The 14,473-nt window shown below is 60.3% G+C and carries 11 protein-coding genes; 3 read left to right on the forward strand and 8 right to left on the reverse strand.

All coding sequences use genetic code 11. The features are described from left to right. The first annotated feature begins 19 nt into the window (after nt 1–19). Nucleotides 20–1,612: a selenium-dependent molybdenum cofactor biosynthesis protein YqeB gene (gene yqeB, locus I6L49_RS05920; protein ID WP_216950845.1), complete on the forward strand. Its 1,593-nt coding sequence runs from the start codon at nt 20–22 to the stop codon at nt 1,610–1,612. A 119-nt stretch (nt 1,613–1,731) separates the two neighbouring features. On the opposite strand, the gene I6L49_RS05925 is transcribed toward yqeB, so the two are convergent. The 7 genes from I6L49_RS05925 to ygeW form a co-directional block, all read right to left on the reverse strand. Next, nucleotides 1,732–2,817, reverse strand: a complete 1,086-nt coding sequence (locus I6L49_RS05925) for a calcium/sodium antiporter (RefSeq protein ID WP_042055966.1) — start codon at nt 2,815–2,817, stop codon at nt 1,732–1,734. 160 nt (nt 2,818–2,977) lie between these two features. Continuing rightward, nucleotides 2,978–3,901 (reverse strand): DMT family transporter, encoded by a 924-nt coding sequence (locus I6L49_RS05930; protein WP_042055964.1) that lies wholly within the window; start codon nt 3,899–3,901, stop codon nt 2,978–2,980. Nucleotides 3,902–4,072: 171 nt separating this feature from the next. Then, on the reverse strand, nt 4,073–5,005 hold the full coding sequence (arcC, locus tag I6L49_RS05935; RefSeq protein WP_042055961.1) for a carbamate kinase: 933 nt from the start codon (nt 5,003–5,005) through the stop codon (nt 4,073–4,075). Nucleotides 5,006–5,100: 95 nt separating this feature from the next. Beyond that, the gene (hydA, locus tag I6L49_RS05940; protein ID WP_216951600.1) at nt 5,101–6,525 is read right to left on the reverse strand and encodes a dihydropyrimidinase; all 1,425 of its coding nucleotides are present in this window, start codon (nt 6,523–6,525) and stop codon (nt 5,101–5,103) included. Nucleotides 6,526–6,639: 114 nt separating this feature from the next. After that, nucleotides 6,640–7,857, reverse strand: coding sequence for a YgeY family selenium metabolism-linked hydrolase (locus I6L49_RS05945; protein ID WP_040070003.1), 1,218 nt, complete (start codon nt 7,855–7,857; stop codon nt 6,640–6,642). A gap of 139 nt (nt 7,858–7,996) precedes the next feature. Further along, on the reverse strand, nt 7,997–9,196 hold the full coding sequence (gene dpaL, locus I6L49_RS05950) for a diaminopropionate ammonia-lyase (protein WP_216950846.1): 1,200 nt from the start codon (nt 9,194–9,196) through the stop codon (nt 7,997–7,999). A gap of 156 nt (nt 9,197–9,352) precedes the next feature. Then, the gene (ygeW, locus tag I6L49_RS05955) at nt 9,353–10,540 is read right to left on the reverse strand and encodes a knotted carbamoyltransferase YgeW (RefSeq protein WP_216950847.1); all 1,188 of its coding nucleotides are present in this window, start codon (nt 10,538–10,540) and stop codon (nt 9,353–9,355) included. Between the two features lie 610 nt (nt 10,541–11,150). Between ygeW and I6L49_RS05960 the strand changes: the two genes are divergently transcribed. Then, entirely contained in the window at nt 11,151–11,744 is a 594-nt protein-coding gene (locus I6L49_RS05960; protein ID WP_201956451.1) for a hypothetical protein, read from the forward strand. Nucleotides 11,745–11,785: 41 nt separating this feature from the next. On the opposite strand, the gene I6L49_RS05965 is transcribed toward I6L49_RS05960, so the two are convergent. Next, a complete protein-coding gene (locus I6L49_RS05965) occupies nt 11,786–12,790 on the reverse strand; it encodes a Wadjet anti-phage system protein JetD domain-containing protein (protein ID WP_201956449.1) in 1,005 nt (334 codons plus the stop codon). Nucleotides 12,791–13,001: 211 nt separating this feature from the next. Here I6L49_RS05965 and I6L49_RS05970 point away from each other — a divergent pair, with 211 nt between their 5' ends. Then, on the forward strand, nt 13,002–14,243 hold the full coding sequence (locus I6L49_RS05970) for a triacylglycerol lipase (protein WP_201956447.1): 1,242 nt from the start codon (nt 13,002–13,004) through the stop codon (nt 14,241–14,243). Nucleotides 14,244–14,473 lie beyond the last annotated feature (230 nt).

The raw sequence follows: 14,473 nt of genomic DNA on the forward strand, positions 1-14,473 counted from the left end.
GGATAAGAAGAGGTACCTTATGAATCTGTTTGCACACGCAGCCCGACTGGAACAGGAGAACACGCCGTTTGCCATGGCCCAGATCATCGAGAGCCGGGGCTCCACCCCGCGCCATCAGGCCCAGATGCTGGTGATGGCCGATGGCCAGATCCTCGGCACCATCGGCGGCGGCATGATCGAGCGGCTGGTGATCGAGGAAGCGATGGCCGCCATTGCCGAGCGCAAGCCGCGCATCTTCCATGGCCGGATGGCCCGTAACGGTGAACATGCGGTAGGGTCGGATTGCGGCGGCGCCATGTCGGTCTATATCGATGTCTATGGCCTGCGCCCCCGGCTGGTGCTCATTGGTGCTGGTCACGTCAACCGGGCGCTGGCACATGCTGCGGCGACGCTGGGTTTTGATATCCATGTGGGCGACTGTTTTGAAGGGAGCCTCAACCCCGATCACTTCCCCGCCGGCACCCATCTCAAACAGGCCGATACCATCAGCGCGGTGATCGATAAACTGGCCATCGAGCCAGCCAACTTCGTCATCATCGCCACCAACCATCAGGACAAGGAGGCGCTGGAGCGGCTGATAAGCCGTCCCCTCGCTTATCTGGGGCTGCTCGCCAGCAAGCGCAAGGTACAGACCTTCACCCAGGCCCTGCGCCAGCAAGGGGTGAGCCAGGAACAACTGCAGCGGCTGCACGCCCCCATCGGCTACAACATAGGTGCCGAAACCCCCGAGGAGATCGCCATCAGCATCCTCGCCGAGCTGCTGCAGGTGAAAAACGGCAAATCGGGTGGGCTGATGCAGGACGATGTTCGCCTCAAGCGGGATCAGCTGGTGGTGATGCGCGGCTCCGGCGACATCGCCACCGGCGTCGCGCTGCGGCTGCACAATGCCGGCTTCAAGGTGGTGATGCTGGATCTCGACAAGCCCACGGTGATCCGCCGCACCGTCGCCTTCGCCCAGGGGATGTTTGACGGTGAAACCAGTGTCGAGGGTGTGCGCGCCAAGCGGGTCGAGAGCGTTGAGCAGGCGTTCGAGCAGCTGGATCGGGGCGTCATTCCGCTGCTGGTTGACCCCGACTGCGCCACCCTCGCCGAGCTCAAGCCCCGCTATCTGGTGGATGCCATCCTCGCCAAGCAGAATCTCGGCACCCACAAGGAGATGGCCCCCATTACGGTGGCCCTTGGCCCGGGGTTTGAGGCGGGGCGCGACTGCGATGCGGTCATTGAGACCAACCGCGGTCATCATCTGGGCCGGGTCATCTATCAGGGCCCTGCCCAGCCCAATACCGGCATTCCCGGGGTGATCGAGGGGCACTCCGCCCGCCGGGTGGTACGCGCCCCCGCCCCCGGCGTGATGAAGAGCCTGATCAAGCTCGGCGATCTGGTGCAGGAGGGGGATGTGATTGCCCATGTAGGGGATGCCCCCATCATAGCGCCCCTCTCTGGCATGGTGCGGGGGCTGCTCAGCGATGGCATCGAGGTGACCGTCGGCTTCAAGATCGGTGACATCGACCCCAGAGGCGAGCGGGCCGACGCCACCACGGTATCGGACAAGGCACGCGCCATCGGCGGCGCCGTGCTGGAAGCCATGATGCATCTGGCCCAGCGCAGATAACGGCTCTTCGCGTCCCTCTTCAGCACCAAGTTCAGCACCAAGCAAAAGCCCCACCATGATGGTGGGGCTTTTTTCCGCCTGTCGGTTGATGCAGCTCCTTTACATCAGGGGAACCTGCATCACGACCGGGTTCGTTGCAATCGCCAGGCTCGCACCGCCAGCACAACCAGAGTGATGGCGGTGAGCGGCAATACAAAACCGGTTAGCGCTGCACTGAACTGACCTTGCAGCGGACTGGATGTGGCGTGGAGGATCAGCCAGCAGGTGTAGCCGATGTAGTAGGTCAGAAACAGCGCCCCTTCCCAGCGGGCGATGGTGTAACCGGTAAAGAAGATGGGCAGGCAGGCAAGCGCCACCGCAATCATTACCGGAATATCGAACTGAAGGGCGGTGGCCGACACTTCAAGCCCACCGGGAGTGACGATGGAGGTGAGCCCCAGCACGCAGAGGATATTGAAGATATTGCTGCCCACCACGTTCCCCACAGCGATATCCCGCTCCCCGCGCAGGGCTGCGACGATGGAGGTCACCACTTCGGGCAAGGAGGTACCGGCCGCCACTATGGTCAAGCCGATGATCAGATCGCTCACCCCGAAGTAGTGGGCAATCTCCACTGCACTGCCAACCAGCAGGCGGGAGCCGAGGATCAGCAGACCCAGACCTGCGGCAATAAAGAGCAGATTGCGCAACCAGTTGCCCGCCGTACTCGCTTCACGGGTACCAAACTCCTGCTCGTACTCCGCCTGCACCGCTTTGTTTTCCCGTCGACTCTGGACAAAGAGAAACCCGGTGTAGGCGATGATGCCGGCAAACAGCAGCGCCCCTTCCAGTGGCGCAATACGGCCATCGTAGCCCAGCAACAACACCAGAAAAGAGACCACTATCATCAAGGGAACGTCGAGACGTACCAGTTGCTGGGAGACGGTCAACGGTACGATCAGTGCCGAAATACCTAAAATAAACAGCACGTTGAAAATATTGCTGCCGACCACGTTCCCCACAGCTATCCCTGCCTGCCCCTCGAGGCCAGACTGGATGCTCACCGCCAGCTCGGGAGCACTGGTCCCAAAGGCCACTATGGTCAATCCCACCACCAGTGGCGATATCCCCATCATGGTGGCGAGGCGAGATGCGCCCCGCACCAGAGATTCGGCCCCCCCCACCAGACACACCAGGCCTACAGCCAACCACACCAGCGTCATCATACGGTCTCATCCTTGCCGTTAGGTTCGTTGAAATAATCACAATAAATCAGATACCTGTGCTCCAGCACAGTCAGACCACGCCATTGTAACGAGGGGCTGGTCCCCTGTCGCGGGCTCTTTTGAGTGCTGTTTATCGTGCCACTGGCAGCCCAGTCACCACTCAACCGTGCTTGATACGGGTTTCCCCCGCCACCGACACCACGGAGCGCTTACCCTTGCGACTGATGACGAGAAGCGCCAGTACGATAAGGACGATGCCGCTCCCCTCCACCGGCCCCGGATTTTCACCAAGCAGCCACCAGGAGAGCAGCACGCCGCTCACCGGCACCGCCAGGGTACTGAGGCTGGCGATCCCGGCAGGCAGCTTTTTCAGCACGAACAGCCAGAGGCTCCAGGCCAGTGCCGTGGCGAAGATGGCGCTGTAGGCGAGCGCGCCAAACACATAAGGCTGCCAGTCGATGGGTCGCTCCGGCACCAGCGCCGCCACCACGGCCATCACCATGGTGGCGTAGATCATCTGCCAGGTGGTGAGGGACATCAGATCCACCGCGGGGTGGCGGGCATACATCCGCTTGGCGATGATGGCGCTGATCCCCCAGCAGATGCCGGAGGCAATCCCCAGCAGCGCACTCTTCATGGAATCCAGATGCAGCTGCCAGGGCTCGATCACCAACAGCAGGCCGCAGGCGGCCACCCCGACCGCCAGATAGTGCAGCTTGCGCATCCGCTCGCCGAGAAAGAGCGCCGCGAAGATCACCACCCAGAACGGCATGGTGTAGCTCAGAATAGCCACCTTGCCCGCCCCGCCGCTGATCAGCGCCCACTGAGCCAACCCCACCATGCCGCAGGTCTGGAACAGGGCGATGGCGAGGGTATAGCGAAACGGGGTAGGTTTGAGATAACGGCGCCCGCGCAGGGCCAATACCAACAGCAGAACCAGAGATCCGCACAGGCAGCGCAGGGCAGTGAATTCGAAAGCCCCCGCGTAGAGCATCACCTGCTTCATCACGATCCAGCTGTAACTCCAGATGGCGGTGAGCAGGATCAATCCCACCAGCGCCGCCATATTGATCTTTCCACTCATTTGTTTGTTACTCACCTCTTGTCACTCATTGCGCAGGGTCTGTTCTCGGCGTCTTGCCCGCGCTTGAAGGCGGCCATCTTACGCCGCTCATCCTCCGCTGACCATGACTGCCCCAAAATGAACAAGGGGGCCGTCGGCCCCCGCAATCACACTCAACCCGAGCTGGAACGCCTAGCGGCAGATAATGGTTCCCGTCTTGCCGGCAATGCCGTCGGCGGCCTTCTCCAGCAAGGTGATCAGGGATTTGCGCCCCGGCATGGAGGTCGCGAACGAGAGCGCTGCCTCCACCTTGGGCAGCATGGAACCCTTGGCAAACTGCCCCTGTGCAATAAAGCTGTTGGCATCGGCCACGCTCAGCTGATCGAGCCACTGCACATCGGGCTTGCCGAAGTTGATGGCGACCTTCTCTACCGCGGTAAGGATGATCAGCATATCGGCGTCGATGAGCTCCGCCAGCTTGGCACTGGCCCAATCCTTGTCGATCACCGCACTGGCACCGCGCAGGTGATTGCCCTCCCGCAGCACCGGAATGCCACCGCCACCGACGGTGATCACCACCTGACCGGCGGCCAGCATGGCAGAGACGGTCTCTTTCTCGATGATATCGACGGGTTTGGGGGATGCGACCACCCGGCGATAGCCACGGCCGGCATCCTCTTTGAGCCGCTCGCCCCTGGCCATCAATGCCTCGGCCTCCTCCTTGCTGAAGAAGCCGCCGATGGGTTTGCTCGGGTCAAGGAAGGCGGGATCGTTTTTATCCACCTCCACCTGGGTCACCAGTGTAGCGACCGGCTTGTGAATACCACGCGCCAGCAAGGCCTCGCGCAGGGCGTTTTGCAGGTCATAACCGATATAACCCTGACTCAGGGCCACGCAGACCGACATGGGCAGATGGGGCGCCTTGGGGTCATGGCGTGCCGCTACCTCGAACGCCTGCTGGATCATCCCCACCTGCGGGCCGTTGCCGTGGGTCACCACCACCTCATGCCCCTGAGCGATCAGGTCGGCAATGGTGCCCGCCGTGCTCTGCACCGCCTTCATCTGCTCGGGCAGGTTGTTGCCCAGCGCATTGCCACCAAGGGCCAGTACGATTCTCTGTTTCATCTTGTTATCTCCAGTGATGGGACAAGCCGGCGCAATACCGGCCCACCTTTCGTTGTTCACATAACCTTGCTGCTCTGCGTGTTTCGAACTGATTGTCAGCCGGCCACTGTGGGGCAAGGCGAGTGCAGCTCCGGCGCCAAGGCCGGATCAAAGGGCGCTCTGGCCAGAAAACGGCCGTGACCACGCCGCCCCAGAAACCCGCCATCGCGAGCGACTATCTCGCCACGGCTCAGGGTCATCCTGATCCGGCCGGGGCAGCACATCCCCTCGTAGGGGCTGTAGTCGCCGTTGTCATGCAGCAGTGGGTGAGAAATCAGGGTGTCACCGCGGGGATCCATCAGCACCAGATCAGCGTCAGACCCCGCTTGCAGGTTGCCCTTGCGCGGCCAGAGGCCAAACAGGCGCGCCGGGTTGGCGCTGGTGAGGGCCACGAAGCGGGACGGCGAGATGCGCCCGCCCAACACCCCGTGGGCAAACAGCAGCAGCATCCGGTTCTCGACGCCCGGCAAGCCGTTGGGGCAGCGGCTGAAATCGCCGCCTGACAGGGTCATGCGCTGGGCATGGGAGAAGTTGCAGTGATCGGTCGCCACCGTGTCGATGTCGCCCGCAGCGATGCCAACCCACAGCTTGTCCTGCTCGCGGCGTGAGCGCAGCGGGGGGCTGAGCAGATAGTCGACCCCGTTCTCCTTGTAATAACACTGCTCATCGAGCAGCAGATATTGCGGGCAGGTCTCCACCCAGACCGGCTGTCCCTGCCGACGCGCCAGTTTCAGATACTCCAACCCCAAGCCATTGGATAGGTGGACGATATAGAGCGGCGCATTGCCAGCAAGTCCGGCCAGATTGATCATCCGGGCGATCGCCTCCGCCTCGCACTCCAGCGGGCGGCTTTGCGGGTGATACCAGGGTTCATGGTGACCGGCGGCCAATAGGGCCGCACGGCGCGCCGCGATGGCGGCATCGTTCTCGGGGTGGACGGTGGCGAGCGACCCCACCTCCTTGAGGCGGGCCAGGGCGCGCAACACATCGTGATCTCCGAGCTTGTACTGGTAGGTAAGATAGAGCTTGAAGCTGCTGATCCCCTCCTCCTGCACCATCGCGGCCATCTCGTGGAGGATGGCGTCATCCACATGCTGGACAACGCCGTGAAAGCTGTAGTCGATCACCGCCTGATCGGCGGCATAGTCGTGATAGCGGGCCAGCTGGTGATGCAGATTGCACCCAGCCGGGCCAAATCCCATGTGATCGACGATGGTGGTGGTGCCACCACAGGCGGCAGCACGGGTACCGCTGAAAAAGTCATCGCAACTGCGAGCAATGCCAACATCGATGTTGAAGTGGGTGTGGACATCGATACCGCCAGGCATCACGTAGCAGCCGCTGGCATCGATCACCTCGGTCTCGCCATCGGGCTGGATAGCGGCGGCTCGCGCGCGGATCACCCCGTGCTCGATCAGCAGATCCTGACGATATTCACCCTGTGCATCGACCAGCACACCGTTTTTGATCAGCCGTTTCATCCCCACCACCTCGAACATCACTTCAAACAGCAAAGCCCCGCCTCAATGGAGACGGGGCACTTGCCGCACTTGCGACAGCCGGGCGGCGATAGCGGTCACCGCCCAGCAGACCCCTTACTTGTCCAGCTCGGCCAGATAGAGCATGGGGATCACGGCGTACATGGCGGCGCACTTGACCAGATGCTCTTTCCAGGTCTTCTCGTTCGGGGCGTGGGCCTCCGGCTCTTTACCCGGGCCAAAACCGATGACCGGAATTCCGTGGCGACCCATGATGGAGACCCCGTTGGTCGAGAAGGTCCACTTGTCCACCACCGGCTCCTTGTTGAACAGCTCGCGATAAGCCTTGGAGAGGGTTTTGACGGTGATGTGATCCTCTTCCACCTTCCAGGTCGGGAAGTAGCACTCGGTCGGGTAGACCAGACCGGTGTAGGCCGGACGATCGTACTGGTACATGGAGACCTCGGCACCGGCAGCTTGCACCGCAGGCAGGGCGCGGATCTCGTCGAGCGCCCCTTGCCAGGTTTCACCCCAAGTGAGGCGGCGGTCGATGGAGACGGCGCAGCTGTCTGCCACGGCGCAGCGGCTTGGGGAGGTGAAGAAGATCTCGGAGACGGTCAGGGTGCCCTTGCCGAGGAAGTCGTCGTTGCCAAGGTTGTGGCTCAGCTCCTGCAGCTCGCCCAGGATCGGGCCCATCTTGAAGATGGCGTTGTCACCGCGCTCCGGCGCAGAGCCGTGGCAGCTGACCCCCTGCACATCGATGCGGATCTCCATGCGGCCACGCTGGCCACGGTAGATCTGGCAGTCGGTGGGTTCGGTACTGACCACGAACTCGGGGCGGATCTTGCTCTGTTCGATGATGTACTGCCAGCAGAGGCCGTCGCAATCCTCCTCCTGTACGGTACCGGTCACCAGCAGGGTATACTGATCTTCCAGCCCCAGATCCTTGATGATCTTGCCGGCGTAGACCATGGAGGCCATGCCCCCTTCTTGGTCAGATGCGCCGCGGCCACCGATGATCTCGTGATCTTCCATCCCCTCATAGGGGTCGAACTTCCAGTTGGCCATGTTGCCGACGCCCACGGTATCGATGTGGGCATCCATGGCGATCAGGTGCGGGCCGTGGCCGATATAACCCAGCACGTTACCCATGGGGTCGATCTCGACCTTGTCAAAGCCAACCTTCTCCATCTCCTGCTTGATGCGCAGCACGACGCGCTCTTCATCGCAGCTCTCGCTCGGGATGGCGATCATGTCGCGCAGGAACTGACTCATCTCGGCCTTGTACTGGTAGGCCTTCTCCAACACCATTTCAAACGGAATTTGCTTGCTCATTGTGATTCTCCATAACAACTGAGAGTGCGCGGCCTGTTCGTCGGCAGCGCCCTGTGCCCGTTACCGCGCCCCGTTGGCGAGGCGCGATCAGTTCTTCAATTCGTGTCTCTGCTCTCGCAGGGATTACTCACAGCCGGGGTTAATCGCTGGCAGGGTGTTTACCTTCCCACACCACTTCCCGGTAGTGCTTCACATCGGTGTCCCCTTCGGTGTTGATGATGAGTACCACCGAGTTGCTATCCAGCCCGAGGCGAGCCATCAGCGCCGCGCGATCCGGGTGGTGACGCACTGCCGCCAGTACGCCGGTACCGACCGAGCCGGACTCACCGGAGATGATGCGGGGGTCATTGCCAAGAGGGTTGCCGAGCACTCTCATGCCCAGTGCCGACACCTTGTCGTGGCAGGAGATGAACTGGGTGGTGCAGCCCCTGAGCAGCGGCCAGCCAAGCGGGTTGGGTTCACCGCAGGCGAGACCGGCCATGATGGTGCGCATGTCGCCCCCCACGTTGACCATCTCCCCCGCCACGCCGGAGCGGTAGATGCAGTCGGCCTGATCCGGCTCGACCACGATACTGTGCAGGTTTTTCGCGCCGAAGCAGTCCACCAGATAACCAAGCACGCCGCCCGCCAGCGCCCCTACCCCGGCCTGCAGCAGCACGTGGGTCGGCTGCTTGATGCCCATATCCTGCATCTGCTCGACCGCTTCGTCGGCCAGGGTGGAGTAACCCTGCATGATCCAGGTCGGGATCTTGGTGTAGCCCTCCCAGGCGGTGTCCTGCACTATGTGCCAGCCGCGCTCTTCGGCCATCTTCATGGTCAGGCGCACGGTGTCGTCATAGTTCATATCGGTGACGATGCACTCGGCACCGAGATTGAGAATGTGGTCAACCCGCTCCTGGGCAGAGCCCTTGGGCATGTAGACCACCGCATGCTGGCCCACCTGCTTGGCGGCCCAGGCAACGCCGCGACCGTGGTTGCCATCTGTGGTGGTGGCGAAGGTCATCGGCTCCTTGATGGTGCGTTTGATGAGATCGAAGGAGAAATCTTCGACGGCCACCCCGTATTTTTCACAGAGCAGGTTGGCAATGGCGTAAACGCCACCGAGCATCTTGAAGGCATTAAGGCCAAAGCGTTTTGACTCATCCTTGACCAGAATATTTTTTACCCCGATATAGGCGGCCAGATCTTTCAGGTCACACAAAGGAGTCGGTTCATAACCGGCCAGTTTTTTATGAAAGGCACGGGCCTTTTGTGCTTCGGCGCGAGAAAACAGGGGAGATGGTTCACCGGTAAAAAAACGGTTATCGGCAATATCCATCTTCAGAGAAAATTGGGACATGCGTACCTCATCCAGATTATGGGGTCGGGAGCCATCTCACCGGGAAATCCGATATTCAGATACCACGGGGAGAAAACTCACGACAATTCCGCTGTTGTAGCAGGCAGGGGAATGATTACCCCTGCCATTTCTTTTATTTATTTCAGCCAACGCTACTTATTTAACCCGCTTCTGGGCCTCTTTCAGCAGCGTTTCGAGGGTCTCTCCCGGGGCGGAGAATGTACGAGCCATGATCATGGCGGCGATAATATAGGGCTTCCAGCTCGCCTCTTTATAAGTGGCGATACGATATTTCTCGAATACCCCTTCGGTAACTTCGCCCTCTTTACAGGAGACACCGGAAATATCGGCCGGGAGGCAGTGCATATAGAGCGCTTCGCCACCCTTGGTGAGTTTCATCATCTCTTCGGTGCAGTGCCAATCCTTGTGCTTGGCGTTCTGCTCAAGGCAGTGTTTCTCCAGCTCTTTGAGGCCGGCGTGGTCATTGGCACGCAACAGTTCGGTACGCTGCTCCATCACCTTGTAGGGGGCCCAAGACTTGGGATAGACGATATCCGCATCCTTGAACGCCTCTTCCATGGAAGTGACCTGACGGAAGCTGCCGCCGGATGCCTTGGCATTCTCCTTGGCCACTTCGATCACGTCCGGGATCAGGTCATACCCTTCCGGGTGGGCCAAGGTCACATCCATACCAAAGCGGGTCATCAGGCCGATGATGCCCTGCGGCACGGAGAGCGGCTTGCCGTAGCTCGGGGAGTAAGCCCAGGTCATCGCAATCTTCTTGCCCTTGAGGTTTTCCAGGCTGCCGAAGTGCTCCTGCAACCAAGCCAGATCAGCCATGGACTGAGTCGGGTGATCAATGTCGCACTGCAGGTTGACCAGCGCCGGACGCTGGGGCAGCACCCCCTTCTCGAACCCTTCATCCAGCGCGGCGCCCACCTCGCGCATATAGGCGTTACCGGCCCCCAGATACATGTCATCGCGGATACCGATGGCATCGGCGCAGAAGGAGATCATGTTGGCGGTTTCACGGACGGTTTCACCGTGGGCGATCTGGGATTTGCCCTCATCCAGATCCTGTTGGGCCAGACCGAGCAGGTTCAGCGCAGAGGCATAAGAGAAGCGGGTTCGGGTGGAGTTATCGCGGAAAACCGAGATACCGAGCCCGCTGTTAAACAGTTTGGTAGCAATATTTTCGGCACGCAGTGTCTTGAGGGATTCGGCCAGTTTCAATACCAGCTCCAGCTCCTGAGGTGTTTGCTCCCAGGTCAGCAGAAAATCTTTTTCATGCAGGTTGGACTTGAGTGCTCTGATCTCTTTGATTAATTCGTTAACTGCTTTCATCGTTCGCCCCAATCATTGGATGAGATATGGATAGCTCCCCTTTCACTCACGATGTCACCAGCATCCCGGTTGTGGGTGAGCGCGTCGGTTAGCGTCGATATGAGGTAATCAATAACCATGCCAAACCAATAAAATGCAGGAAGATATTAATAAATGACGAAAGTGTGTGATGCCACCCACAAAATCAGCGGCTATTTCAGCGGTTTATTCCATAAAAGGATGGATAGGGTGACCAAGCGATAAAATAGCAAGGTGATAATAATCAGAGGCAATATCCCTTTGTCGGTGAGAATTATCAACAAAGGTCAGTTTCAGGGGCTGAAATGATATCAGCGGGGCTGTCGTTATCATTATGATAATGCCCGCAACACCTTTTCTCTTGGAAGGATCTCTCCAGCGTTGACACTGCTGCTATCTCGTCTCCCCTTCGCTCCCCGCCCGTATCACCTCTCGCCTTATCTTCCGGCCACATTGCTGGGCGCGGTTGGCCCAAGGTGCTAACGTGAATACGCCAGCTGCGCATCTGTCTCGGATGCTCAGGATAGGCCAACGTTCACTGCCGCAACTGCGCGGATGAACCTGCATGACTTACATCTTTGAGGGATTATCTATGTCCAGGAATGCTGCTCTGCTCATCACCCTGACCCTGCTCGGGATCGCCCCTGCCCACGCCATCAGCGCCAAATATGCCGAGCAACTGGAACGATCCGGCTGCACCCAGGTCACCGAGGCGCAGGGCTGTGACATTCACAAAACCAAAGCAGAAAATGCCAAGGCGGGATTTGGCACGGCCGCCCCGGCCGCGGAGGGCGGTCTGAATCTGAGCTATGAGCAGAAGCTGGAGCGCTCGGGCTGCACTCAGGTGAGCGAGCTTAATGGCTGCGATATCAACAAAACCAAGGCTGAGAACGCGGCTACCGGTGTTGGCAATGCTCCGGCCGCGGCAACCAGCGCCAGCCCCTATGCGGGCAACTGGATCGCCACCTTCCCCCAAACCGGCGCCACCGTGGCCAATATCCGCATCGATGGCAAGGATCAGGTGTGGGTCAACGACAAGAAGGTCAATGCCAAGAAATCTGATGGCGCGCTGGTGTTCAAGGATGGCATGGTCATCTACACCATTCAGGGGGATCGCCGCATCAAGGGTGAAGATGGCTGGATCGATAATGATGCCGGCACCAAGGGGCCCATCAAGGCCAAGTAAACAGCTGACCACGAAATGACGGGGAGCGCGGGCTCCCCGTTTCACTCCTGATTACTCATCGCTTCCAATGACCAGCTCCGCCAGTGAGGGGCCAGAATTAATACCTCCTGTTCCAGCCAAGTCCCGTCTGTGATCAGTTTATCGAGCCAGGGAACGCCTGCCGGCGCGCCATGACCATCAACCTGATCAGCCTGCTTCGTCACACGCCAGGGCACCTTGCCACTGCCCGTTGCAAAGGTGCGTACCGAACGGGCGTAGTGATCCAGATAAGGCTGCAGCTCACAGGGAAGCCAGAGCATGACCGGTCGAGTTAGCTCACGTGCCAACTCGACGGCGATATCGATACCCCGTTGATCGAGGTCGCCAAAATGGGCCCACTGCACGCCCGCAGGCAGCAGCGGGATTAGCTGTTTGGCCAGGGTGGTATTGCGACCGGGGGCAAAGAGCAGCAGTTGCCCGGGTTGCAGCGGGTAATCGACAAAGGCCCCCTTGTTCTCCACCGTAATGACCCGATCCCCTTGCCAGCCGATGGCCGCCAGCGTGCCCAGAGTCCGCTCCGGCAACGCCAACTCCCCCAGCAGCGCCATCATTGCCGTCATAGCGTGCTGCTGACCTTGCCGATCGACCAGTGAGAGCGGTTCGAGGGTACGGATGCGGATCACCTCATCTTGCGTGAGCGACAAGTTCGCAAGCTGTGGCGCTGCAAGGGATGCTGATCGCGGATGCTTGCTATCCCCATGCCAGAGGGCATAAAAGCAGGCCTGATTGAGCCGTGCAGGCAAACTCACTCCCATTCGTTGCAGCTGCTCACCCTTGTCCTGTTCGGGGGGCGCCACCAACGCCAGCTGCCCGAGCAAATAAGTCCGTCCCGCGTCGGTCAACGCATAATGAGCACCCCGACCAACCGGCTTGATCCCGGCCACTGCCTGCAACAGCTCCTTCAGCTCCCTACCATGCCGACTCTCAAGGGAGCAGCCCTTTCCGTTCTGGCTATCGAGCAACCGTGCACACAAATCCTGTACCCGCATCTCATCAAACAGCGACATCCTCACCTCTCCATGTGGCTTCATATGACGAAGTAGAGGTGATTTTCCCTGTCATTACCGTGACCGGCTTCGCAAGCGGTTCTTATCAGCCCCGCCATGCATGGCCCGTACTGGTAAACCCGCTACAAAGGGCGCAAGCTGGTTTGATATTGAGATACGCTGCGCTCTTCGCGGCACGACAACGCGACACCCGCTTTCACAAGGGCTTGCCATGACCGACGCCACAGACCCATCGCCATCCTCTTCCTGGCATCTTTCGGATATCCGCGAGCTGGCGCACCTGCTGACTTTGGCGCTGCCCGCCGCGGTAGAGATCACCGAAGCGGTACATCAGGCGGTACTGAGCGGTATGGGGCTCAAGGGACGGGATGAGGGAAAAACAGCCGGGATCACCGGGCTGGTCTACAAGGGGGTACATGGCGCCGCCAACAACCTAAGCAGCGGCATCAACCAACTGCTCAGCCGCCTGCCAGCCACACCGCCGCCCCACCAGATCCCCGAAACCCCGAAACGTGCAGCCCTGATCGCCACGCTCAACGGCGTGTTGGGGGACAAGCTGGTCGAGCACCACAATGCCCTCGCCACCCCCATGACCCTGCGCTATCAGGGCAAGCCCCTCGATTGGCAAGCAATGCCGGAGGATCTACCCCGCGAGGGACGGGTGCTGCTGATGGTCCATGGCCTGTGCATGAACGATCTGCAGTGGCAGACCGAGCATCAAGGCAAGCCGGTCAATCACGGAGAGCAACTTGCCAACACGCTTGGCTATCAGCCTCTTTACCTGCGCTACAACTCGGGCCTGCCCATCGCACAAAACGGGCAGCAACTTGCCCTGTTGCTGGAGCAACTGTTCGCCCACTGGCCGGGAGAGCTCAAAGAGATAACGATAATGGGCTACAGCATGGGGGGACTGGTTGCCCGCAGTGCCTGCCACCATGCCAGCCAGGCCGGGCTCACCTGGCCTGTGCACCTTGCCAATATGATCTTTATTGGCACGCCACACCACGGCGCGCCGCTCGAACACGCCGGACACTGGCTGGAGCAGTTGCTGCCCGCCACCGCCTACAGCGAACCCTTCGTCAGGCTGGCGCGGCTGCGCAGTGCAGGCATCAAGGATCTGCGCCACGGCAAGGTGATCGAGACGCTCGCCCCACCCGATCCCGCCGCGCCCTTGCGCGATCCCCGCGTCCCACTCCCCTTGCCCTGCCGTGTCAACTGCTATGCCATTGCCGCGACCACTGCCGCCAAGCGCAGCCTGCTGGCCGACCGGCTGATTGGCGATGGACTGGTGCCGCTACGCAGCGCCCTCGGTCAGCACAACGAAGCGCGCCATCAGCTGGCTTTTCTTCCTGCCCATACCCTGATTGTCTATCGCACCAGCCATATGTCCCTGCTCGCCAGCCCGCAAGTGGGCCAGCAACTGCTGCGCTGGCTCAGCCCCTTGCAGTTATAGCGAGCTGGCTATTAAAGCAACAGAGTGCTGGTTCACAAAGGAGCCCTGTGGCACTCTGGGACATCAAAGGGAAGACCCACACTGACACCTCATGTGTCCCCACTGCAAAGGAGCGCCACCGATGGCCAAAGCAAGCAAGAAAGAGATCAAGAAGAAGATCGCCGCTCGTCTTGAGAAAATTGCCAAGCATGAAGGCAAGATCAAGAAGCTGAAGAAGGCCCTGAAGTAGG

The organism is Aeromonas sp. FDAARGOS 1419, assembly GCF_019047045.1.
In the GTDB taxonomy this organism is placed as follows: Bacteria; Pseudomonadota; Gammaproteobacteria; order Enterobacterales; family Aeromonadaceae; genus Aeromonas; species Aeromonas veronii.